The organism is Sphingopyxis sp. H053 (genome assembly GCF_001468225.1).
Lineage (GTDB): Bacteria > Pseudomonadota > Alphaproteobacteria > Sphingomonadales > Sphingomonadaceae > Sphingopyxis.
In genome coordinates this window covers 310,001-330,721 of record NZ_LNRU01000007.1, presented here as the reverse complement: position 1 = coordinate 330,721, position 20,721 = coordinate 310,001, and the positions used below count along the sequence as shown (strand labels likewise).

The 20,721-nt window shown below is 65.5% G+C and carries 15 protein-coding genes, 1 tRNA gene and 2 rRNA genes (1 of these 18 running past the window's edge); 7 read left to right on the top strand and 11 right to left on the bottom strand.

What is annotated here, in order from left to right; all coding sequences use genetic code 11:
- Positions 1-4: 4 nt before the first annotated feature.
- Positions 5-2,353 carry a TonB-dependent receptor plug domain-containing protein gene (locus tag ATE70_RS16015; protein WP_058538865.1) on the bottom strand — a complete coding sequence of 783 codons (2,349 nt, stop codon included), beginning with the start codon at positions 2,351-2,353 and terminating at the stop codon, positions 5-7.
- A 185-nt stretch (positions 2,354-2,538) separates the two neighbouring features.
- On the opposite strand from ATE70_RS16015, the gene ATE70_RS16010 reads away from it, so the two are divergent.
- Positions 2,539-3,561: a phytase gene (locus tag ATE70_RS16010; RefSeq protein ID WP_058538942.1), complete on the top strand. Its 1,023-nt coding sequence runs from the start codon at positions 2,539-2,541 to the stop codon at positions 3,559-3,561.
- Between the two features lie 154 nt (positions 3,562-3,715).
- Complete coding sequence (purH, locus tag ATE70_RS16005) at positions 3,716-5,308, top strand: bifunctional phosphoribosylaminoimidazolecarboxamide formyltransferase/IMP cyclohydrolase (protein WP_058538864.1); 1,593 nt, start codon at positions 3,716-3,718, stop codon at positions 5,306-5,308.
- On the opposite strand, the gene ATE70_RS16000 is transcribed toward purH, so the two are convergent.
- Positions 5,280-7,655: a BTAD domain-containing putative transcriptional regulator gene (locus ATE70_RS16000; protein WP_058538863.1), complete on the bottom strand. Its 2,376-nt coding sequence runs from the start codon at positions 7,653-7,655 to the stop codon at positions 5,280-5,282. The genes purH and ATE70_RS16000 overlap by 29 nt on opposite strands.
- A gap of 153 nt (positions 7,656-7,808) precedes the next feature.
- Here ATE70_RS16000 and ATE70_RS15995 point away from each other — a divergent pair, with 153 nt between their 5' ends.
- A complete protein-coding gene (locus tag ATE70_RS15995) occupies positions 7,809-8,237 on the top strand; it encodes a UrcA family protein (RefSeq protein WP_082639605.1) in 429 nt (142 codons plus the stop codon).
- 205 nt (positions 8,238-8,442) lie between these two features.
- Positions 8,443-9,096: a YqaA family protein gene (locus ATE70_RS15990; RefSeq protein WP_058538861.1), complete on the top strand. Its 654-nt coding sequence runs from the start codon at positions 8,443-8,445 to the stop codon at positions 9,094-9,096.
- Between the two features lie 115 nt (positions 9,097-9,211).
- Here the strand turns inward: ATE70_RS15990 and ATE70_RS15985 are convergent, their stop codons facing one another.
- The 3 genes from ATE70_RS15985 to ATE70_RS15975 form a co-directional block, all read right to left on the bottom strand.
- Complete coding sequence (locus ATE70_RS15985) at positions 9,212-9,757, bottom strand: VOC family protein (RefSeq protein ID WP_058538860.1); 546 nt, start codon at positions 9,755-9,757, stop codon at positions 9,212-9,214.
- Positions 9,754-10,842: a 4-hydroxyphenylpyruvate dioxygenase gene (gene hppD, locus ATE70_RS15980; RefSeq protein WP_058538859.1), complete on the bottom strand. Its 1,089-nt coding sequence runs from the start codon at positions 10,840-10,842 to the stop codon at positions 9,754-9,756. Before hppD ends, ATE70_RS15985 begins: the two co-directional genes overlap by 4 nt.
- Positions 10,843-11,014: 172 nt before the next feature.
- Complete coding sequence (locus ATE70_RS15975; RefSeq protein ID WP_058538858.1) at positions 11,015-12,889, bottom strand: ABC-F family ATP-binding cassette domain-containing protein; 1,875 nt, start codon at positions 12,887-12,889, stop codon at positions 11,015-11,017.
- A gap of 80 nt (positions 12,890-12,969) precedes the next feature.
- On the opposite strand from ATE70_RS15975, the gene ATE70_RS15970 reads away from it, so the two are divergent.
- Complete coding sequence (locus tag ATE70_RS15970; RefSeq protein ID WP_058538857.1) at positions 12,970-13,392, top strand: VOC family protein; 423 nt, start codon at positions 12,970-12,972, stop codon at positions 13,390-13,392.
- Positions 13,393-13,394: 2 nt separating this feature from the next.
- Here the strand turns inward: ATE70_RS15970 and ATE70_RS15965 are convergent, their stop codons facing one another.
- From ATE70_RS15965 to ATE70_RS15955, 3 genes are read right to left on the bottom strand one after another with little or no spacing between them, the layout of a single operon-like run.
- Positions 13,395-14,945, bottom strand: coding sequence for a DHA2 family efflux MFS transporter permease subunit (locus ATE70_RS15965; protein ID WP_058538856.1), 1,551 nt, complete (start codon positions 14,943-14,945; stop codon positions 13,395-13,397).
- Between the two features lie 3 nt (positions 14,946-14,948).
- Positions 14,949-16,106, bottom strand: coding sequence for an HlyD family secretion protein (locus ATE70_RS15960; RefSeq protein ID WP_058538855.1), 1,158 nt, complete (start codon positions 16,104-16,106; stop codon positions 14,949-14,951).
- Positions 16,106-17,533, bottom strand: coding sequence for an efflux transporter outer membrane subunit (locus tag ATE70_RS15955; RefSeq protein WP_058538854.1), 1,428 nt, complete (start codon positions 17,531-17,533; stop codon positions 16,106-16,108). The genes ATE70_RS15960 and ATE70_RS15955 overlap by 1 nt, the downstream gene beginning before the upstream one ends.
- A gap of 65 nt (positions 17,534-17,598) precedes the next feature.
- Here ATE70_RS15955 and ATE70_RS15950 point away from each other — a divergent pair, with 65 nt between their 5' ends.
- Together ATE70_RS15950 and ATE70_RS15945 are read left to right on the top strand one after the other, a co-directional pair.
- Positions 17,599-18,231 carry a TetR/AcrR family transcriptional regulator gene (locus ATE70_RS15950; protein ID WP_231732677.1) on the top strand — a complete coding sequence of 211 codons (633 nt, stop codon included), beginning with the start codon at positions 17,599-17,601 and terminating at the stop codon, positions 18,229-18,231.
- Between the two features lie 86 nt (positions 18,232-18,317).
- Complete coding sequence (locus tag ATE70_RS15945) at positions 18,318-19,610, top strand: Hsp70 family protein (RefSeq protein WP_058538852.1); 1,293 nt, start codon at positions 18,318-18,320, stop codon at positions 19,608-19,610.
- An 81-nt stretch (positions 19,611-19,691) separates the two neighbouring features.
- Here the strand turns inward: ATE70_RS15945 and ATE70_RS15940 are convergent.
- The 3 genes from ATE70_RS15940 to ATE70_RS15930 all read right to left on the bottom strand — a co-directional run.
- Positions 19,692-19,768: transfer RNA gene (locus ATE70_RS15940), tRNA-Met, on the bottom strand.
- A 114-nt stretch (positions 19,769-19,882) separates the two neighbouring features.
- Positions 19,883-19,997, bottom strand: a 5S ribosomal RNA gene (rrf, locus tag ATE70_RS15935).
- Between the two features lie 117 nt (positions 19,998-20,114).
- Positions 20,115-20,721, bottom strand: a 23S ribosomal RNA gene (locus tag ATE70_RS15930); it runs 2,186 nt beyond the window's last position.

Sequence of the window (20,721 nt, the reverse complement as noted above, 5' to 3'; positions counted from 1 at the left end):
CGCGTCAGAAAGCGTAACGCGCCATCAGCTGGAAGACCGGACCCGCGGTTTCCTTCTCCAGTTCATATTCGTCGAACTCGCGAGCGACCTGATCGCCGGTGGTCGTGAACTTGTTGAAACGCTCGCGCTTCGCGCCGTTCAAGAGGTTCGAGCCCACGGCGCGGATCGTGAAGCTCTTGCCGAAGCGCTTTTCGACGAAGACTTCCAGGTCGGCGCCATAGCTGGTGAAGACTTCCTCGCCGACCGTGCGGCTGAACGCGCCGCCCTGCTTGCGATAGGTCGCGCCGAACGCCGCGCCGACCGAGGGAATGTCCTGAATCACGCCGAAGTTGTATACAAACTTGCTCTGCCCGTTGAAGCGGCGCTCGCCGAATTCGTCGTCGATCTTGCTGTCGAGCCACGACACGTTGCCGAAGACGCCGGTGTCGGGCAGCCCGATAAAACCAAGGTCGCTCGACAGGTCAAATTCGACGCCCCAGACCTTGCCGTCGCCGATATTCTGCGGCTGGTAAAGGAAAGTGGTCGAGCTGCCCGGAATCGCGCCGATGTTGGCTAGCTCGATCAGGTCGTTGACCTTGCGGTAGAAGAGGTTGACCCCCACGATACCCGAGCGGCCAACACGCTGTTCATAGCCAAGATCAAAGCCCCAGGAGGTTTCGGGGTCGAGCAGCGGATTGCCGACGAGGCTGTTGTCGCCGAGTTCCTCCGTCAAAGTCACCGGCGAGAGATAGTTGAACTCGGGGCGGCGGCTGGTACGCGCCGTCGAGGCGGTGATGCGGCCGCGCGCGCCGACGTCGACCTTGATCGACGCCGAAGGGAGCAGCTTCTCATAATTGTTCGTCGTGCGCTGCAGCGCGGCAGGCACGGTGAAATCGTCGATCGTGAGATCGGTCGTTTCATAACGGACACCGGCTTCCCACTTTACCCCGGGCATGTCGCCCTCGACCAGCACGAAGCCGTCGAGGCGCTTTTCCTGGATTGTATTGATTCCGCCGAGCGCGGGCACGAAGGCGCCGAAGGTGCGGACGAATTCGGTCGGGTTGCGCGTGAACTGATCATAGCCCTGGCGGTTTGCGGCGGTCAGATTGAACCGGTCACGCGGCGCCTCCGTGATCGAGGAGTCACGATCCTTGTCCTGCCACAGGCCGCCGAACACCAGCTTGGCGGTTTCGCCGAGGTCGACCTCATGCTCGAGCCGCACCGAAAATTCCTTGTCGGTGATGGCGGTGCGCGTCTGATCGCCGGTGAAGCGCGGCAGCGCGCGATCGAACTCGACCTCATATTCGGTTTCGAACCGGTCTTCGTCGAAATAGGCATAGCCGATCTTCAGGCTGGTCTCGCCCGCCGACCAGCGGTGCGCGAGCTTGCCGTTGACGCTGTAATTGTCCTGATTGATCTTGGCGACATTGGCGTTGTCGACGGTCAGATTGCCCGGCGGTGTCGCACGGATCGGGCCGTTGACGTTCGTCGGATGATTATATTCGAAGCTGCGCTCATCCTCGGTACGATCGGTGTGGACATAGAAGCCGTTGACCGAGAAATCGGTCGTGTCGCCTTTGATGTCATAGGTCGCGTTGAACGAATAATCCTTGCCGTCGCGGGTGTCGCGCTGGTCCTCGCGATTTTCGAAATCGTCGGTCGCGAAGTCGGGGTCATTCTCGGGCGAGTCGCTGTAGCGCAGCGAATATTTCTTTTTCGGGTTGTGGCGGCCCTGGAAATTGCCCCCGATCAGGAAGCGGCCAGGCCCGAGCGCGCCGCCGAACACGCCGCCGACGCTCGGTTCGAGTTCCTTGTCGTCATAATAGAGGCCGCCCGCGCGCAAATAGCCGCCGTCGAGCTCATAACCGTCGCGCAGCTTGATGTTGAGCGTGCCCGCGACCGCGTCGCCGGTGCGGCGCGCCGAAGACGAACGAACGATTTCGACGCGGTCGATCAGCTCGGCGGGGATACGATCGAGGAAGAAGCTGCGGTCGGCATTCGACCCCGGCACCTTTTCGCCGTTGATCAGGATCTGCGTATAACCCGGCGGCAGGCCGCGGAGGCGCGCGCCATCGCTTTCGATGACGTCCGACAGGAAAGTCACCGACGGCACGCGCTTCAGCGCGTCGCCCGCGGTCAGCGGTTCGAAGCGCTGGAAGAATTCGCTGTCGTACGACAGCACGGGTTCGGCCTCGTCGCTGCGCCCCCGATAACCGACGCTGCCGAGGACGACGATGTCCTGCGACGTGGTGATCGTGCCATCGCCGCGGTCTTCGGCCGGGATCGGGGCATCCTGCGCCGTCGCCGGAGCGGAGAGGAGAGCCGTGGCAAGCACAAGCGCGGCGGCGGATTGCAGGCTGAAAGTTCGAATCATGGTAACAGACCCCCCTTATTGGTTGCCGGGCCTCTAGGGGGGGCGTGTGACAGTTTGCGGCGAGCCGTGTGACGTGTCGATGACAGTTAAGTGACGGAAATATTGTCGTATTGACGCCGCTCGACTTTGCTGGGACGGGGCGCGCGAGCCGCATTTTTTGCGCAATCGGGAACGGGGGAATCATCATGGCCACCATCGGCAAAGGAAAGCTGCTGACTTCGCTGGCTTTTGCATCGACGCTCGGCGGTTGCGCCGCGGGCGCGCCCGTCATCACCGGCCTGCCCCCGGTGCAGGTGGCCGCGAGCGGCGAGACCGCGCCCGTCGGCACAGGCAAGGCCGACGCCGCCGACGATCCGGCAATCTGGGTCGACCCGGCCAATCCGAACCGCGCGCTGATCGTCGCGACCGACAAGAAGGCCGGGCTGCATGTCTATGACCTGACGGGCAAGGACATCGCCTTTACCCAGGCCGGCCTCGTCAACAATGTCGACGTCGCGGGCAACATCATCGTCGCGAGCGACCGCAACGACGGGGTGAACGCCCATCTCGCGGTGTTCCGCCTCGATGCCGACAAGCCGGCGATCGTCGCGCTGGGCCGCGCCGCGGCGGGCACGGGCGAAGCCTATGGCCTCTGCCTCAAAAAGACCGCGCCCGGCGCGCCGCTCACCGCGGCGCTGATCGTCAAGGACGGCATGGTGCGCGTCGGCACGCTGGCGGTCGACGGCACGCCGAACTTCACGACCGAATGGGAATATAAGATCCCGACCCAGTCCGAAGGCTGCGTCTTCGACGGCGATACGCTCTATGTCGGTGAGGAAGACGCCGGGGTCTGGGAGTTGAAGCCCAATGGCAAGACCGCCACCGCCCGCATGGTCGCGCCGGTCGACAACCAGCGCCTCGTCGCCGATGTCGAAGGGCTCGCGACGATCGATCACAAGGGCCAGCGCTACCTGCTCGTGTCGAGCCAGGGCGATAATGCCTATGCGGTCTTCCGCCTGCCCGGTGTCGACTATGTCGGCCGCTTTGCCGTTGCGGCGGGCGCGTTCGGGGCGACAAGCGAGACCGACGGGATCGAGGCGGTCGCGGGGAATTTCGGTCCGGCCTACCCCGACGGTATCTTCCTCGCGCAAGACGGCGACAACGCCCCGAAGGCGCAGAATTTCAAACTGGTGCGCTGGGACCAGATTGCGGCGGCACTGGGGCTGTAAGATAATCGTCGCCCCCGCGAAGGCGGGGGCCGCCATCGGCCTTGCACAAGGCTGCCAGCGGCCCCGCCTTCGCGGGGGCGACGTGTACTTGCTCTTAAGGGACGACGCGCCTAGGGGGGCCGCGTCATCCCATCGCCAGCCGAGGCCCTCCCCCATGACCGACCTGATTCCCGTCCGCCGCGCCCTCCTGTCCGTCAGCGACAAGGCGGGGCTCGCCGATCTTGCCGCCGCGCTCGTCCGTCACGGCGTCGAACTCGTATCGACCGGCGGCACCGCGAAGGCATTGCGCGAAGCGGGGCACAATGTCCTCGACGTCTCCGACCTCACCGGCTTTCCCGAGATGATGGACGGCCGCGTCAAGACGCTGCACCCGACCGTCCACGGCGGCATCCTCGCGGTGCGCGACGACGCGGCGCATGTCGCGTCGATGGAGGAACATGGCATCGGCGCGATCGACCTCGTCGTCGTCAACCTCTACCCCTTCCTTCAGACGGTGATGAGCGGCGCCGATCGCGACACGATCATCGAGAATATCGACATCGGCGGCCCCGCAATGGTGCGCTCGTCGGCAAAAAACCACGCCTTCGTCGGCATCGTCACCGAGCCTGAAGATTATGCCGCAGTCATCGAAGAGATGGACGCCAACAACGGCGCCACCACCCTCGGCTTGCGCAAGCGCCTCGCCGCGACCGCCTTCGCGCACACTGCGACCTATGACAGCATGATCGCGCAATGGTTCGCCTTTGCCGACCAGGGCAAATTCTTCCCCGACACGCTGCCGCTGACCGCGAAGCTGTCGGCCGAACTCCGCTATGGCGAAAACCCGCACCAGAAGGCCGCACTCTATCTGCCCGCCGGCCCCGCCGCGCGCGGCATCGCGCAGGCCGAACAGGTGCAGGGCAAGGAACTCAGCTACAATAATATCAACGACGCCGACGCCGCGCTCGAACTCGTCGCCGAATTCCGCGAGGCCGACCCGACCTGCGTCATCGTCAAGCACGCGAACCCGTGCGGCGTCGCGACCGCCGCGACGATCGCCGAAGCCTATGACGCGGCGCTGAAGTGCGACGATGTCTCGGCGTTCGGCGGCATCATCGCGGTCAACCGGCCGCTCGACGGCCCGACCGCCGAAGCAATCAGCGGCATCTTTACCGAAGTCGTCTGCGCCCCCGACGCCGACGCCGATGCGCGCGCGGTGTTCGCGAAAAAGAAGAACCTCCGCCTGCTGCTGACGGGCGAGCTGCCCGACCCGGCGCGCGGCGGACTGATGCTCAAGACGATCGCCGGCGGCTGGCTCGCGCAGAGCCGCGACAATGGCCGCATCACCCGCGCCGACCTGAAAGTCGTCACCGACCGCGCGCCGACCGACGAAGAACTCGCCGACGCGCTGTTCGCGTGGACGATCGCCAAACATGTGAAGTCGAACGCGATTGTTTACGCCAAGAGCGGCTCGACCGCGGGCATCGGCGCCGGGCAGATGAACCGCCGCGACAGCGCGCGCATCGCCGCGGTGAAGGCGCGCGAAGCCGCTGAATCGCATGGTTGGGCCGAAGCCCGCACCGTCGGCAGCGCGGTCGCGAGCGACGCCTTCTTCCCCTTCGCCGACGGCCTGCTCGCCGCGGTCGAGGCGGGCGCGACCTGCGTGATCCAGCCGGGCGGCTCGATCCGCGACGACGAAGTGATCGCGGCGGCGAACGAGGCCGGCCTCGCGATGGTGTTCACCGGGATGCGCCACTTCCGCCACTGACGGCGCGGCCGAGGCGCACCAGCCGCTCGGCTTCGCTTTTGCAATCGTAACGCAGTCCGGGCTCGTTGCAGAAGTCGGGCCAGCGACCCTGGCGCCGCCAGAAATCGACCAGCCCGATCCGCGCCAGCTTGGCAAAAAACTGCGGATCGCGCCGGAGCGGAGCGACCGATGGCCAATAGAGAAGCGACCATTGGCCGTCGGTTTTGCGTATCGGCGCGCGCGCGAGCCACGAAAGCGCCTTCGGCTGGTCGCCGAGCCGCGAAAAATGCGCAGCCAGTGCATAGGCCGACGAAGGGTAGCGCGCGAATTCGGCTTCGGCGGCGGCGTCGACCTCGCGCGATCCGATCGAAGGGTCGGCAAATTGATGGAGGAGCAGCATATCGAATTCACGCTGCTCCCCGGCCGTTGCGCCGCGATAGACTTCGGCCGCCGCGTCCCGGCCGCGTTCGACCGCGAGACGGCGGCGATGTTCGGCAAGATCGGGATGCCCCGGCCAGATTGCCTCCACTTCGGCGAACTGCTTCATCGCATCCTGCATCTTCCCGGCCGCCCCATAACGCCGGACCACCCCCAATGCCTTGTAGATCGACGTCGGGTCCGCGCGCGCGGCGCGCTGCGCCGGGCCGACACCGGCTTGAACATAGCCGGCCTGGAACAGTCCCACCGCATTCGTCATCAATGCGGCCGGATATTCGGGATCGATCGCAAGCGCGCGGTCAACAAGAGGCAGGGCCTCGACCATGAACAATTCGCTCCCGCCCGTCTGCGACAGCGCGGTCAGCGCGGGGACATTGTCGGGATCGATCGCAAGCGCCCGGCGCGCCGCATCGATCGCTTTTGCGCGCCCCACGTTCCATTTGGCCGGATCCATCTCGTGCGAGAGGTGCTTGATGCGGACCTGCGCCAGCAATCCCAGCGTGTCGGCATCCCCCGGCCAGCGCTGAACCAGCTCCTCCATCAACCGGATTGCGCGGGGTCCGTCGAAAGCCGTGTCCGCGTCGCAGACCGCAAAGATCAGCGATCGTCGATCCGCATCGGCCGCCAACAGGTCTTTCCGGCCGTTCAGCGTCAGCGCGCAGTTGACCAGTCCGGCGACCGCGAGCGCGGTCCGTTCGCGCAGCCGGCTGAGGTCGTCGACGGGCGCCGCGAAACGGCTGGACCACAGGATCGATCCGTTCAAACTGTCGACAATCCGCGACTCGCTGACGAACTGACTCCCGTCGCGCTCGATCGCGATGCGGACGATGAAATCGCCCGCGCGTCCCGCCACCTTTCCGTCGAGCACCCGGACCGCGCCCCCCGACGCCTTGGCAAAGCGCGCGAAATCGCCGGCCAGCGCATCGGCAAAACGGTCCTCGACCGGATCATTGCCGCGCTGCTCGATCGGTTCGACGCGGACCACCGGCGTATCGAATGCAGCGACCGCGGATCGCGACCGCGGCGCATCCGCGCCCGTCAGCGCGAGCGCCAGCGCGGCCATGCCGAGGAACAGCGCGCGCCGCGGCGACAGGCTGGCGGTTGGATTGGCTGCCATCGCGGGCGCTGCGACCGGATGGGCGACCGGGTGGGCGACCGGGTGAAGGTCAGGGGGACAGGGCCGGGCCGCCAGGCGTCGATATAGTTCGGCGGTTTCGACCGAGGGTTTGCCGTCGATTCCGCGTGCGAGCGCGTCCTCGATCCGCTGCCAGGCGTGGCGCACGCCATCGCCGTCGCCCGCTTCCCAGCGCGCGCTCATCACCAGCCGCGCGGCATGTTCGCTGCACGGATCGAAGCGCGTCACCTTATCCGCCACCGCGAGGGCCCCCTCGACATCGCCCGCCTGCAGCCGCCTTTCCGCCACCGCGAGCACTTCGCGGACGATCGCTTCGCCCTGACGCGTGCGCTCGACCGCGAGCCAGTCGTCCCATGCTTCGTCGATACCGTCGAGATCGGCCAGCAACCCGACATCGTGCGCGGGCAGCCGGTTCAGGACCACGGCGACATCGTCCACCGCGCACGCGGCGTGAAGCAGCGAAATATCGTCGATGACTTGTGTGCGGTCGATGGCGACGGTTTCGCGATCGGCGTGCAGCAGCGGCGGCAATGCGCGCGTCCAGGGCTTCAGTTCGACGAGACATTGCCTGAGGCTGGCATGCGCCTGTGCATCGGGGCGGCGGCTCCAGAGAAGCGCGCTCAGCCGGTCGCGCGCAAGCGGCGCGTCGGCAAGCACGAGCCGGGCAAGAAGGGCGCGGGCCTTGCGACTGGTGGGGGACAGGGCGGGCGGCTCGACGGCGAAGTCACCAAGGAGCCGCAATACCGGCGGCACGGCGGCGATATGCCGCTCGTTTTTTGCGAATGCAGAATTCACGGCGCGACCTCCTTGGTCGAGGGATTGCGGCCGTATGTTTTTCCCGAAGACGGAATAACATTCTTTTGACGGGCAGACGAACGGTAAATTTCAACATTCTGGATTTTGACGTATTTTTAATACCGGATTGACGCTCTTCTCACGGCCGCCGACATGCGCGCCCGCTACTCCCGTCGCATCCGCAGCCTGCCGTTCGGCTGGGACATGGTGAAAGGGAGTAACTCGATGCGTATCTTCATGGCTCTGCCCCTGTTGCTGCTCGGCGCAGCACCCGCATTTTCTCAGCCCATCGTAGCGACTGCACCGGCCGGTGAAATCGAGGTGGTCAAAGTCAGCTATGCCGACCTCAATCTCGACACCGATGCCGGCTGGGCGCGGCTCGACAGCCGCCTGCGCGCCGCGGCGCGATCGGTATGTGACGTCCGGCCCGAATTCGAATCGACCGTGCGGGAAATGGCCACCGGCCATTGCTTCCGGAGCGCGCTTTCGAGAGGCCGCGAAGCCGGCAAGGAGATCATTGCCGCCCAACGGACCGGCACGCCGATGACGCTGGCCAGCGCGATCATGATCTCGCGGCGGTGACCCTTCGCCGATAGCGCGGACGCTACGAGGTCCCTTGCTCCCGTCTCTGGTGGGAGCAACGCCGGAACCGTTCCCCGACGGTTCCGGCGTTTTTCGGTCACGGCATGCCAGGCTTCGGCTCGACTTCGCACGGCGCGGGCGGCATAGGAGGGCCGACGTCGCCACCGCAAGGACCAGCATGACCGCCACACCGCGTAACAAGTCCATGATCCAGAGGCTTTATAACTGGACCATGGAGAAATCCGCGCATCCGCACGCCGAATATTGGCTGGCGCTGGTCTCCTTCGTCGAGGCGAGTTTTTTCCCGGTCCCGCCGCACCCGATGCTCGGGCTGATGTGCCTTGCGAACCCGAAAAAAGCGGTTCGCTACGCGATCATCTGTACGCTCGCGTCGGTCGCGGGCGGCATGCTCGGCTATTTGATCGGCTTCTTCCTCTATGAAAGCGTCGGGCTCGCGCTGCTCGGCGCGCTCGGGCTCACCGACGCCTTCCCGTCGGCCGCCTGTTACCTGCGCGAGTTCGGCGCCGAGATCATCCTGATCAAGGGCGCGACGCCGATCCCGTTCAAGCTGCTGACGATCACCGCCGGTTTCATCCACATGAGTTTCTGGACCTTCCTGTGGGCGAGCCTCGCCAGCCGCGCCTTTTCCTTCATGCTCGTCGGCATATTGTTCCGAATGTTCGGGGCGCCGATCAAGGCGTTCATCGACAAATATCTGATCTGGGTGACCGGCGCGTTCCTCGTCGCCGTGGTCGCGGGTTTCCTCGCGATCGGGGCGCTGTCGGGCGATGGCAAGTCCAAGGAAGCCGACAAGTGCAGCGGTGCGACGCTGGAGAGCATCGGGCTCGACCGGAAGTAGGGAAGAAGGCCGTCGCCCCCGCGAAGGCGGGGGCCGCTAGCGGTTTACGCTGTTGACGCTCGATTAGAACGACAGCGGCCCCCGCCTTCGCGGGGGCGACGATTTTTGGTCAACCCTACTCGTTCGCCGCCTGGTGCAGCCAGTCGGCGTGGCGCGGGGCCTTCTTGGTCTGGCTCCATTCCTCGAGCATCAGCGGTGCGACGCGTTTCAGCTCGGCATATTGCTCGTCGGTGCCGATGTCGCAGGCGAGCTCGACGCGGTGACCGTTGGGGTCGAAGAAATAGATCGACTTGAAGATGCCGTGGTGCGTCGGGCCGAGCACATCGACGCCGTTCGCGGTCAGATGCTCTTTCGCGGCGACCAGCTCGTCATAGCTGCCGACCTTGAACGCGAGATGCTGGACCCATTTGGGCGTATTCTCGTCGCGGCCCATCACGGGCTGGTTCGGCAACTCGAAGAAAGCGAGGATGTTGCCGTTCCCCGCCTCGAGGAAGACGTGCATATAGGGGTCATATTCGCCGGTCGACGGCACATGATCCTCGGCGAAAGCGGTCGTGTAGGTCATGCCGAGCATGCGCTCGTACCAGTCGACCGTTTCCTTCGCATCCTTGCAGCGATAGGCGGCGTGGTGGACACCGCCCAATTTGATCGGGCTCGTCATTCAGCGGGTTCCTCGACGGTCAGGGCTCCGCGGCGAATCTGGTCCATTTCCATCGATTTGAACAGCGCCGTAAAATTGCCCTCGCCAAAGCCTTCGTCCTTCTTGCGCTGGATGAATTCGAAGAAGACCGGACCGATCACGGTCTGGCCGAAAATCTGGAGCAGCAGGCGCGGGTCGCCTTCGGTCGTCGAGCCGTCGAGCAGGATGCCGCGCGACTGGAGGCCCTCGACCGACTCGCCATGGCCCGGAAGCCGCTCTTCGAGCATCTCGTAATAGGTCGCAGGCGGCGCGGGCGCGAAGGGATTGCCGATCGCTTTCAGCTTGTCCCATGCGGCGTAAAGATCGTCGCAGCTGAACGCGATATGCTGGATCCCCTCGCCATTATAGGCGCGCAGATATTCCTCGATCTGGCCGCCGCCGCCGGCGCCCTCTTCATTGAGCGGGATGCGGATCTTGCCGTCGGGGGCGGTCATCGCCTTCGACGTCAGCCCCGTATATTCGCCCTTGATGTCGAAATAGCGAATCTCGCGGAAACCCGCGATGCGCTCGTAGAAGGCTGCCCAATGCGCCATGCGGCCGCCATAGACATTGTGCGTCAGATGATCGATCAGCTGCATGCCCGCGCCCACCGGGTGGCGATCGACGCCCTCTTCATAGACGAAATCGATGTCGTAGATGCTGAGGTCGTCGCCATAGCGATCGATCAGATAGATGATCGAGCCGCCGATGCCGCGGATCGCGGGCAGGCGCAGTTCCATCGGGCCGGGGTTGACCTCGACGGGTTCGGCGCCGCGCGCGACGGCTTCGCTGTACGCCTTCGCCGCATCGCGGACGCGCCAGCCCATCCCGCACGCCGACGGGCCGTGCTCGGCGGCGAAATAAGCAGCGGGCGATTTGGGTTCGTAATTGGCGATCAAATTGATGCCGCCCTGGCGCCACAGCTGGACGTCCTTCGAGCGGTGGCGCGCGATCAGCGTGAAGCCCATCGCCTCGAACACGGGTTCGAGAATGCCCTTTTCGGGCGCCGAAAATTCGACGAATTCAAAGCCGTCGAGGCCCAGCGGATTATCGAAAAGGTCGGCCATGTCGCATTCCCATCTAGTTTCAATTGAAACTATTATGATGGATTGGGGTGGCGGAGTCAATGCGGGTGAGCCCACAACAATTCGTCATGCCGGACGTGATCCGGCATCCATGGCAGCTTTGGGTGTCTGGACCCCGGATCAAGTCCGGGGTGACGAAGTAGGAACAGATAACCTAGGCGGCCGCGCTCTCAAACGCCTCCAGCGCTTCGCTCGCCGTCACCCAGCGCGCCTCGGCGGCTTCCTGCGCAGCGACGATCTTGCCGCGCCGCTGCGACAATTCACTCATCGTCAGTCCCTTATATTCGCTCGCAGCACCCTGCGGATCGAACATCGCGCGGTCGATGGCCGAGAGCACGACCTCATATTTGGCGAGATCGGCCTCGGCGTCGCTGACGTCCTTCTTGATCTTCGCCGCCGCTTCGCGCGCGGCGGCCGCGGCCTTGCGGTCTTCCTTCTTGTCGGCTTTCGACACGCGGTCCTTCTGCGGACCCTTGCCGAGGATCATGTCGACATAATCGTCCATGCTGCCGTCATATTCTCGCGCGGTGCCGTCATCGACGAGCACGAGCCGGTCGGCGGTGAGTTCGAGCATGTGGCGGTCGTGACTGACCAGCACCACCGCGCCGTCGAAACCGTTCAGCGCCTGTACGAGCGCCTCGCGCGCGTCGACGTCGAGGTGATTGGTCGGTTCGTCGAGGATCAGCAAATGCGGTGCGTCGCGGGTGATCAACGCCAGCGCCAGCCGCGCGCGTTCGCCGCCCGACAGCTTCGCGACCTGCGTCACCGCCTTGTTGCCCGAAAAGCCGAAGCGGCCGAGCTGCGCGCGCACCGCGCCCTGCGTCTTGCCTTCCATCACGCGCGTCATATGCGCGAGCGGGGTGTCGCTGCCGTCGAGTTCCTCGACCTGATATTGGGTGAAATAGCCGACGCGCATCTTGCCCGATGCCGCCATCGCGCCCGCCATCGGCGCCAGCTGCGCCGCGAGCAGGCGCGCGAGCGTCGTCTTGCCATTGCCGTTGCGGCCGAGCAGCGCGATCCGGTCGTCGGGATCGATGCGCAGGTTGAGCCGCTGCAGCACCGGGCGTTCCGCGTAACCGACGCTCGCGAGGTCGAGCGTGATCAACGGCGGCTTCAGCTCGTCGGGGCTCGGGAAATCGAACGCCAGCGTCTGATCCTCGGCGAGCGCGGCGATCGGCTGCATCCGCGCGAGCATCTTGGCGCGCGACTGCGCCTGCTTAGCGGTCGAGGCGCGGGCGCTGTTGCGCGCGACATAATCCTGGAGCTTGGCGCGCTGGGCGTCCTGCGATGCCTTGGCCGCGGCGAGTTGCGCCGCACGTTCGGCGCGTTGACGTTCGAACGAGTCATAGCCACCGGTGTAGAGCGTGACCTTGCCGCCTTCGAGGTGAAGGATATTGTCGACGACATTGTTGAGCAGGTCGCGTTCGTGGCTGATCACCACCAGCTGCCCCGGATAGGCGCGCAGGAAATTTTCGAGCCACAAGGTCGCTTCGAGGTCGAGGTGGTTCGACGGTTCGTCGAGCAGCAGCAAATCGGGTTCGGAGAACAGCAGTGCCGCGAGCGCGACGCGCATCTTCCACCCGCCCGAGAAGCTGTCGAGCGGCTGGCCCTGCATATCCTCGTCGAACCCCAATCCGATCAGGATGCGCGCGGCACGCGCGGGCGCGGTATAGGCGTCGATCGCGATCAGCCGTTCGTGGATGTCGCCGAGCTTGTCGGGGTCCTGTTCGGTCTCCGACGCCGTCAGCAATTCGGCGCGCTCGGTATCGGCGGCGAGCACCGTTTCGAACGGCGTCGCGATGCCGTTCGGCGCTTCCTGCGCGATATAGCCGACGCGCGTCTTGCGCGGCATGTCGATGCTGCCCTCGTCGGCCTCAAGCTGGCCGATCATCACCTTCATCAGCGTCGATTTGCCCGCGCCGTTGCGCCCGATCAGCCCGACGCGGCTTTTTGCCGGCAGGCTCGCGGTGGCGCGTTCGAGGATGGCGCGCCCGCCAAGGCGTACAGTGATTCCGTTGATCGTCAGCATGGGCGCGCGCCTAGCATGTTGCGGCGCACAACCCAAGTCCCGGACTGGCTTTCCGTGCGTCGGTGCGGCAAATGGGGAGCATGACCGGCCTCGCCCCCTTTCACATCGCCTTTCCCGTCGACGATCTGGACGCCGCGCGCCATTTCTACGGCACTATCCTCGGCTGCCCCGAGGGGCGCAGCGATCCCGACTGGATCGACTTCAACCTCTATGGGCATCAGATCGTCGCGCACCGCGTCGATACGCCGCGCGCATCGGCCGCGCATAATCCGGTCGACGGCCATGCGGTGCCGGTGCCGCACTTCGGCGTCGTGCTGTCGCCCGCCGACTGGCAGGCGCTCGCCGGCCGGCTGAAGGCCGCGGGCACGACATTCGTAATCGAACCGCACACGCGCTTTCCCGGCCAGCCCGGCGAGCAGTCGACGATGTTCTTTTACGACCCCGCGGGCAACGCGCTCGAGTTCAAGGCGTTCGCCGATCTGGATCAGCTGTTCGCCAAATAACGTTAATGCCCGCCGCCCATCGAAATCTGTTTCGGCCGCGGCGCGAACCACACCGATATAGCGGCAAGCACGAACACGACGCCCGACGCGAGGAACAGGTGCAGCACGCCGAGTGTCGAGGCCTGCACCTCGACCAGCCGCTCGATCGCCGCGCGCGCCTGTTCGAGCGTGAAGCCGGCATTTTGCAGCGAGGTCATCGTCGCTTCGGGGTTATTGAGCGACGAGACGAGCTCGGACCGCGACGTCCGGCTGGCATCGTCCCACGCGGTCGTCGCGACCGCGGTGCCGATCGCCCCGCACAGCGTCCGCAGGAAGCTCATCAGCCCCGCCGCCGACGTCTGGTGCTGCGCGGGCACCGAACTCAGCGCGAGCGCGGTGAGCCCGACGAAGAAGAAGGGCATGCCGATCCCCTGCAGGATATGCGGCAGCGCGAGCGTCCAATAGCCGACATCGGCGTTCCAGCTCGCGCGCAGCACCGACATCACCGCCATCCACAGGATACCGCCCGAGATGGTGATGCGCACGTCGACCTTGGTCATCAGCCCCGCCGCGACGGGCGACAGGAGGACGGCGAACACCCCGAGCCACGCGACGATGAACCCCGTCTGCGTCGCGGTATAACCCGCGACCTGCTGCAACCATAAGGGCGTCAGTACGACCTGCGCAAAGAAGGCGCCGAAGCCCAAGGATATCGCCATCGTGGCGAAGGTGAAGCCGCGGAAACGGAAGATGCGCAGGTTCACGACCGGATTGGCGTCGGTCAGCTCCCAGATCACGAAAGCCGCAAAGCTGATTGCAGAGACGACCGCGAGCCCGACGATCCACGTCGATCCGAACCAGTCATGTTCGCGCCCGGTGTCGAGCATGATCTGGAACGCGCCGACCGACACGACAAGCAGGATCAGGCCAACGACGTCGATCCGCGCCTTGGCGCGCTTGGTCTCGAACGGCGTCAGCAACGTGAAGACGCCGAACGCACAGATCGCGACGACGGGCAGGTTGATGAAAAAGATCCACGGCCACGTCCAGTTGTCGCTGATCGTGCCGCCGAGGATCGGGCCGAGGATCGGCGCGGTTGTCGTCGTCATCGCCCAGATCGCAAGGCCGATCCCGGCCTTTTCCTTGGGGAAGATGCGCAGCAGCAATATCTGCGACAGCGGCATCAGCGGGCCGCCCGCGAGCCCCTGCAGCACGCGGAAGAGCACGAGCGCATCGAGCGTGCGCGAAACGCCGCAGAGGAAAGAGAAAATACCGAAGCCGATGATCGAGATCATGAACCAGCGCACCGTGCCGAAGCGCATCGCGAGCCAGCCGGTGAGCGGCACGCTGATCGCGTCGGCGACCGCATAGCTGGTGATGACCCACGTCCCTTGTGTCGGCGACACCGCGAGCCCGCCCGCGATATGCGGCACCGACACATTGGCGATCGTGGTGTCGAGCACCACGACGAAATTGGCGAGCGCCAGCGCGAAGGCGGCGACGATCAGCCGCGCGCCGGTCAGCGGCTGCGGTTCGGCGGGGATGGCGGATGCAGGGAGGGCGGCGCTGGCCATTTGTCAGCGACCGCGCGTATCGATCGTGGCTTCCATCGACAGCCCGACGCGCAGCGGATGCTCTTTCAGCTGCTTCGGATCGAGCGCGATGCGCACCGGCAGGCGCTGGACGACCTTTACCCAATTGCCCGTGGCATTCTGCGCCGGGATCAGAGAGAAGGCCGCGCCGGTGCCGCCGGCGATGCCGATCACCTTACCGCGATAGACGACGTCGCCGCCATAATAGTCCGACACCAGTTCGACCGGCTGGCCGATGCGGATATCCTCGAACTGGCTTTCCTTGAAATTGGCGTCGACATAGGCGGTCGCGATCGGCACGAGCACCATGATCGGCGCGCCCGCGGCGATCCGCTGCCCCACCTGCACCTGCCGGTTGGTGACGATGCCGTCGACGGGTGCGCGGAGCACGGTGCGCGCTAGGTCGAGCCGCGCTTTCTCCAGCCGCGCTTCGGCGGCGGCGACGTCGGGCGCGGTGTTGATCGTCGTGCCGCGCACGATGGCTTCGGCGGCACCGAGGTCGCCGCTCGCCGATCCGCGTGTCGCTTCGGCCGAGGCGATGCCCGCGGCGGCGAGATCGCGCGCCGCCGCGGCTGACGCGAGCGCCGCGCGCGCCGCGGTCAGTTCTTCGCCCGACACGGCACCGGTGCCCGCGATGCTTTCGCGCCGCGCGAGTTCGGCGCGTGCGCGCTCGACCGTCGCATTGGCGTCGCGCAGCCGCGCGCGGGCCTGCGCGATATCGGCGCCGCGCGCCGCGACGCGCGCGCGCGCCGCATCGGCGGTCGCGTCGGCCTGTCCATAGCGCTGGCGCGCGAGGCGCAGCGCCGCTTCGGCATCGGCAACCGCGATGCGCTGGTCGGCGTCGTCGAGGATGACGAGGATGTCGCCCTTCTTCACAGCCTGCGTGCCGCTGACGCGGACTTCCTTGACGGGTCCCGAGACGAGCGCGGTCACCTGCGCCGAGTCGGCACCGACATAGGCGTTATCGGTATGAACGCGTCCGGCCTGCGTCAGAAAATACCAGAGGCCCCACAGGATCGCGACCGTCACGACGACGATCGCGAGGATGCGCAAGAGCTTCTTCCGCTTGGCGCCATTGGCTTCGGGGGGGGCTTCGGGAGTCTCGGGAGCGGGGGTTGCGGCTGCAGCCGTTTCGTCGGCCATCATTCGTCTCCTGTTGAATTAGCGGCCCGATATCCGCCGCCAAGCGCGCGGATCAGGGCGATGTCGAGCGAGAGCTGGCGCGCTTCGAGGTCGGCGACGGCGCGGCTCAAGGCGACCATGCTGTCCTCGGCGGTGAGCTGGACGATCTGGTTCGAGAGGCCGGCGCGGTAACGAAGTCCGGCGAGTTTCGAGGCTTCGGCGGCGGCGGCCAGCGCCTCGCGCCGCCCGACAAGCTGGCGTTCGGTTGCGACGCGGCTCGCGACGATATCGGCGACATCGCGCAGCGCCCCGATCAGTGTGCGGTCATAGGTCGCAACCGCGACGTCATAGTCGGCGCGCGATCCACGATAACGCCCTTGGAGGCGCCCGCCCTCGAAGATCGGCAGGCTGATCGCGGCACCGCCATTGCCATATTCGGACCCCGATTTGAACAGGTTGGAGAGGCCGAGCGACTGGAGCCCGACGAGCGCCGACAGGCTGATATTCGGATAGAAATCGGCGCGCGCGACATCGATGCGTTTTGCGGCGGCTTCGGACCGCAGCCGCGCCGCGACGATATCGGGGCGCCGTCCGATCAGGCCGATCCCCGCATTGCCCGGCAGTCCGAGCGACGGGCGCGCCATCTGGGGGCGCGCGATCGACAGGCCGCGATCGGGACCGGCGCCGATCAGCGCGGCGATCCGGTTGCGCGTCGTCGCGATCGCTTCTTCGAGCGCGACGACGTCGGCACGTGCCGAGGCGGCGCGGCTTTCGGCCTGTCGCTGGCTCGCCTGATTTTCGATCCCCGCCCGCGCGCGTTCGCCCGACAGGTCGGCGCTCGCGGTGCGGACGCGCACCGCATCGTTGGCGACGTCGAGCGCCCGATAATAGCCCGCCAGATCGGCATAAGCGGCGGCGATCCCGGTGGTGAGCATCAGCCGCGCCTGCGCCGCGTCGACGCGCGCCGCCTCGGCCTCCGACGTCGCGGCGGCGAGCGCCGCACGGTTACGGCCCCACAGGTCGAGGTCGAAGCTGAAGGTCGCGGCGATATGACCGGTGTCCTGAATGCCGTCGGGCACGAAGCCAGGCGGGATGCCCATGTTCTGGCTTTGCTGGACGCCGCCCGCGCTCGCCTCGGCGCCGATCCGCGGCAGAAGGGCAGCACCCGCCTGCTGCGCCATCGCCTCGGCCGCGCGGACACGCGCGGCGGCGATCGCAACGTCGGGCGAGCCCTTCAAACCCTCTGCGATCAGCGTATCGAGTTGGACATCGCCCAAGCCCTGCCACCAGCCTTCGGCGGGCCACTCGCCCTCAGCGCGGGCGAATGTCGCGTGCGATTCCAGCGACTCGGCGGCCGCCGGAACGGGTTTTGGTCCGAGGTCGGGAACGCTCGCGCAGCCCGCGAGCAGGCCGAAAACAGCGGTGGAGAGAAAAATTGTCCGGGGCATGGCTTCCAACGATACTAGCTGGTATCATGCGCAGATGAACTTCGGAGGAAGCGTTGTCAATCGAAATGATACCAGATAGTACGCCTGCCCTCGACGACGCCGCGGCGATACGCCGCAAGGCGTTTGTCGATGCCGCGCGCGAGCTGTTCTTTGCGAATGGCTATGCCGGGACGACGATGTCGTCGATCGCGAGCAAAGTCGGCGGATCGAAGACGACGCTCTGGACCTATTTCCCGTCGAAGGAGGAGCTTTTCGCCGCGGTCGTCGACGACATCGTCGCGCAATATGGCGACGCGCTCGCGATCGACCTGCCGCTTGACGAGCCGGTGCCCGATGTCTTGCGGGTATTCGGCAATCTGCTGATGACCAAGCTGACCGCGACGCCGATCCTGTCGCTCTTTCGCCTCGTCGTCGGCGAAGCCGAGCGTTTCCCGCACCTCGCCGAGACATTTTACGAGCGCGGCCCGCGCCGAGGCAAGGCGCGCGCCGCCGTCTGGGTGGGCGAGAAAATGGTGCGCGGCGAGATCCGGATGGGCGACCCGATGCGCGCGGTGCAGCAATTCACCGGCCTTTGCCAATCAGGCATCTATCAATTCGCGATGCTCAACCTTCCCGAAAGCCGCGACCTCGATCGCCTTCGGGACGATGTCGACGCCGCGGTCGACACCTTCTGTCGCGCGTGGAGCTCCGACGACTGACCTCCCCCGCGGAAACTTGCTCCCCCCACCCTCCTGTGCAATAGGCGCCGCCCCCAACCGGGAATCCCCAGCTACAGGAGCATGTCATGGACAAGGCGGCCGCGAGCGCGCTCGGCCTCGATTTCGGCACGACGAACAGCGTCGTCGCGCTCGCCGATGGCCAGGGCGGCACCGAGCTGGTCGCGTTCGGCGACGCGGGCGATGCGGTGTTCCGCTCGGCGCTCTGCTTCTGGGAAGAGGAACGCGGCTGGAACGGCATCGCGCATGAGGCGGGTCCGTGGGCGATCGACGAATATCTCCAGTCGCCGCTCGACAGCCGTTTCATCCAGTCGTTCAAAAGCGTCGCCGCGAGCCCGTTGTTCGAGCGCGCGATGATCTTCAACAAGCCGTTCCGCTTCGAGGATATGGGGCGCCTGTTCCTCCAGCGCCTCGTCGCGCATGCCGGCGGCGCGCTCGACGAGCGGCCGCGCCGCATCATCGTCGGCCGCCCGGTCGAATATGCCGGCGCGCGGCCCGATCCCGAACTCGCGCGGCAGCGCTATGATGCGATGCTCGCGGCGTTCGGCACCGAAATCCATTATGTCCACGAACCGCTCGGCGCCGCGCACAGCTATGCCTCGCGGCTGACCGAACCCGCGACGATCCTCGTCGCCGACTTCGGCGGCGGCACCACCGACTTTTCGATCGTGCGCGTCGCCGAGCCCGGGAGCCCGCGGCGCTGCGTGCCGCTCGCCTCGTCGGGGATCGGTATCGCGGGCGACCGTTTCGATTACCGTATCGTTGATCGGCTGGTGCTGCCCCTGCTCGGCAAGGGCAGCCGGTATCGCTCGTTCGACAAGCTGCTCGAAATCCCCGGCGGCTATTTCGCCGATTTCGGCGACTGGTCGCGGCTCGCGATGATGCGCAACCGCCGCACGATCGAGGAAATCCGCCGCCTCCAGCGCGACGCCGAACGGCCCGACCTGATCGGCCGCATGATCGCGCTGATCGAACATGAGCAGGGCTTTCCGCTCTATGATGCCGTGGGCAGGCTCAAGCGAGCGCTTTCCAGCAGCGATCACGCCGAGTTTCATTTCGCCGGCGGCGGGATCGAGATCGGGGCCGACGTGCGACGCGCCGATTTCGAGCAATGGATCGCCGACGATCTTCGCCGTATCGAGGCGGCGATGGATCAGGCGCTCGCCCGCGCGGGCGTCGTGCCCGCGGCGATCGACCGCGTCTTCCTGACCGGCGGCTCCTCGCTGATCCCCGCGATACGCGCGATGTTCGACCGCCGTTTCGGCGAAAATCGCATTGCGACAGGCGGCGAGCTCACCTCGATCGCGCACGGCCTCGCGCTGATCGGCGAGGAATCCGACCCGGCCGAATGGGCTGCCTGAGGCCGGAATAGCCGAAACGCGCAAAAAGCGTCCGCTCCAGACGCAAAAAGCCCGCGCCCCATAGGGGCGCGGGCTTTTTGATGGTTGCGGGAGTAGGATTTGAACCTACGACCTTCAGGTTATGAGCCTGACGAGCTACCGGGCTGCTCCATCCCGCGTCAACCAGCTTGCGAGTCCCTGGGGACCGGCAAAACAGCAAAAGGCCGGCATCGCTGCCGGCCTTTAACTTTGTGAATGGGTTTTCCTCTTTTCGACCTTACGCCGACTACAATGCCTGGCGACGTCCTACTCTTCCGGGACTTAAGTCACAGTACCATCGGCGCTGTCAGGTTTCACGGCCGAGTTCGAGATGGGATCGGGTGGGTCACTGACGCCATGGTCACCAAGCAATGAAGCCGGCGTGGGTCAAAAAGGGTTTCAATCGATGTCCGTGCAATATTTGTCTGATCAATCATCCACATATCGCGGACAAACCAGTCAGGCTTGTCGTTGATGGCGGGACTCTTAAGTGCGAATAGAGCAATTAGTATCGGTTAGCTCCACGCGTTACCGCGCTTCTACATCCGATCTATCAACGTGGTGGTCTTCCACGGCTCTAAGAAATCTTATCTTGAGGGAGGCTTCCCGCTTAGATGCTTTCAGCGGTTATCCCGTCCATACATAGCTACCCTGCTGCGCGGCTGGCGCCACGACAGGTACACCAGAGGTATGTTCAACCCGGTCCTCTCGTACTAGGGTCAACTCCTCTCAAATTTCGACGCCCACGGCAGATAGGGACCAAACTGTCTCACGACGTTCTGAACCCAGCTCACGTACCACTTTAATTGGCGAACAGCCAAACCCTTGGGACCTGCTCCAGCCCCAGGATGTGATGAGCCGACATCGAGGTGCCAAACGATTCCGTCGATATGAGCTCTTGGGAATCATCAGCCTGTTATCCCCGGCGTACCTTTTATCCGTTGAGCGATGGCCCTTCCACTCGGGACCACCGGATCACTATGACCGACTTTCGTCTCTGCTCGACTCGTCAGTCTCGCAGTCAGGCAGGCTTATGCCATTGCACTCTTGCAGACGGTTTCCAACCGTCCTGAGCCTACCATCGCGCGCCTCC

Coding starts and splice junctions, on each gene's coding strand:
- ATE70_RS15945 (WP_058538852.1), top strand. CDS start 18,318: ATGGACAAGGCGGCCGCGAGCGCGCTCGGCCTCGATTTCGGCACGACG.
- ATE70_RS15990 (WP_058538861.1), top strand. CDS start 8,443: ATGATCCAGAGGCTTTATAACTGGACCATGGAGAAATCCGCGCATCCG.
- ATE70_RS15960 (WP_058538855.1), bottom strand. CDS start 16,106: ATGGCCGACGAAACGGCTGCAGCCGCAACCCCCGCTCCCGAGACTCCC.
- ATE70_RS15995 (WP_082639605.1), top strand. CDS start 7,809: ATGCGCGCCCGCTACTCCCGTCGCATCCGCAGCCTGCCGTTCGGCTGG.
- ATE70_RS15950 (WP_231732677.1), top strand. CDS start 17,599: ATGATACCAGATAGTACGCCTGCCCTCGACGACGCCGCGGCGATACGC.
- purH (WP_058538864.1), top strand. CDS start 3,716: ATGACCGACCTGATTCCCGTCCGCCGCGCCCTCCTGTCCGTCAGCGAC.
- ATE70_RS15970 (WP_058538857.1), top strand. CDS start 12,970: ATGACCGGCCTCGCCCCCTTTCACATCGCCTTTCCCGTCGACGATCTG.
- ATE70_RS15955 (WP_058538854.1), bottom strand. CDS start 17,533: ATGCCCCGGACAATTTTTCTCTCCACCGCTGTTTTCGGCCTGCTCGCG.
- ATE70_RS15965 (WP_058538856.1), bottom strand. CDS start 14,945: ATGGCCAGCGCCGCCCTCCCTGCATCCGCCATCCCCGCCGAACCGCAG.
- ATE70_RS16010 (WP_058538942.1), top strand. CDS start 2,539: ATGGCCACCATCGGCAAAGGAAAGCTGCTGACTTCGCTGGCTTTTGCA.
- hppD (WP_058538859.1), bottom strand. CDS start 10,842: ATGGCCGACCTTTTCGATAATCCGCTGGGCCTCGACGGCTTTGAATTC.
- ATE70_RS15975 (WP_058538858.1), bottom strand. CDS start 12,889: ATGCTGACGATCAACGGAATCACTGTACGCCTTGGCGGGCGCGCCATC.
- ATE70_RS15985 (WP_058538860.1), bottom strand. CDS start 9,757: ATGACGAGCCCGATCAAATTGGGCGGTGTCCACCACGCCGCCTATCGC.
- ATE70_RS16015 (WP_058538865.1), bottom strand. CDS start 2,353: ATGATTCGAACTTTCAGCCTGCAATCCGCCGCCGCGCTTGTGCTTGCC.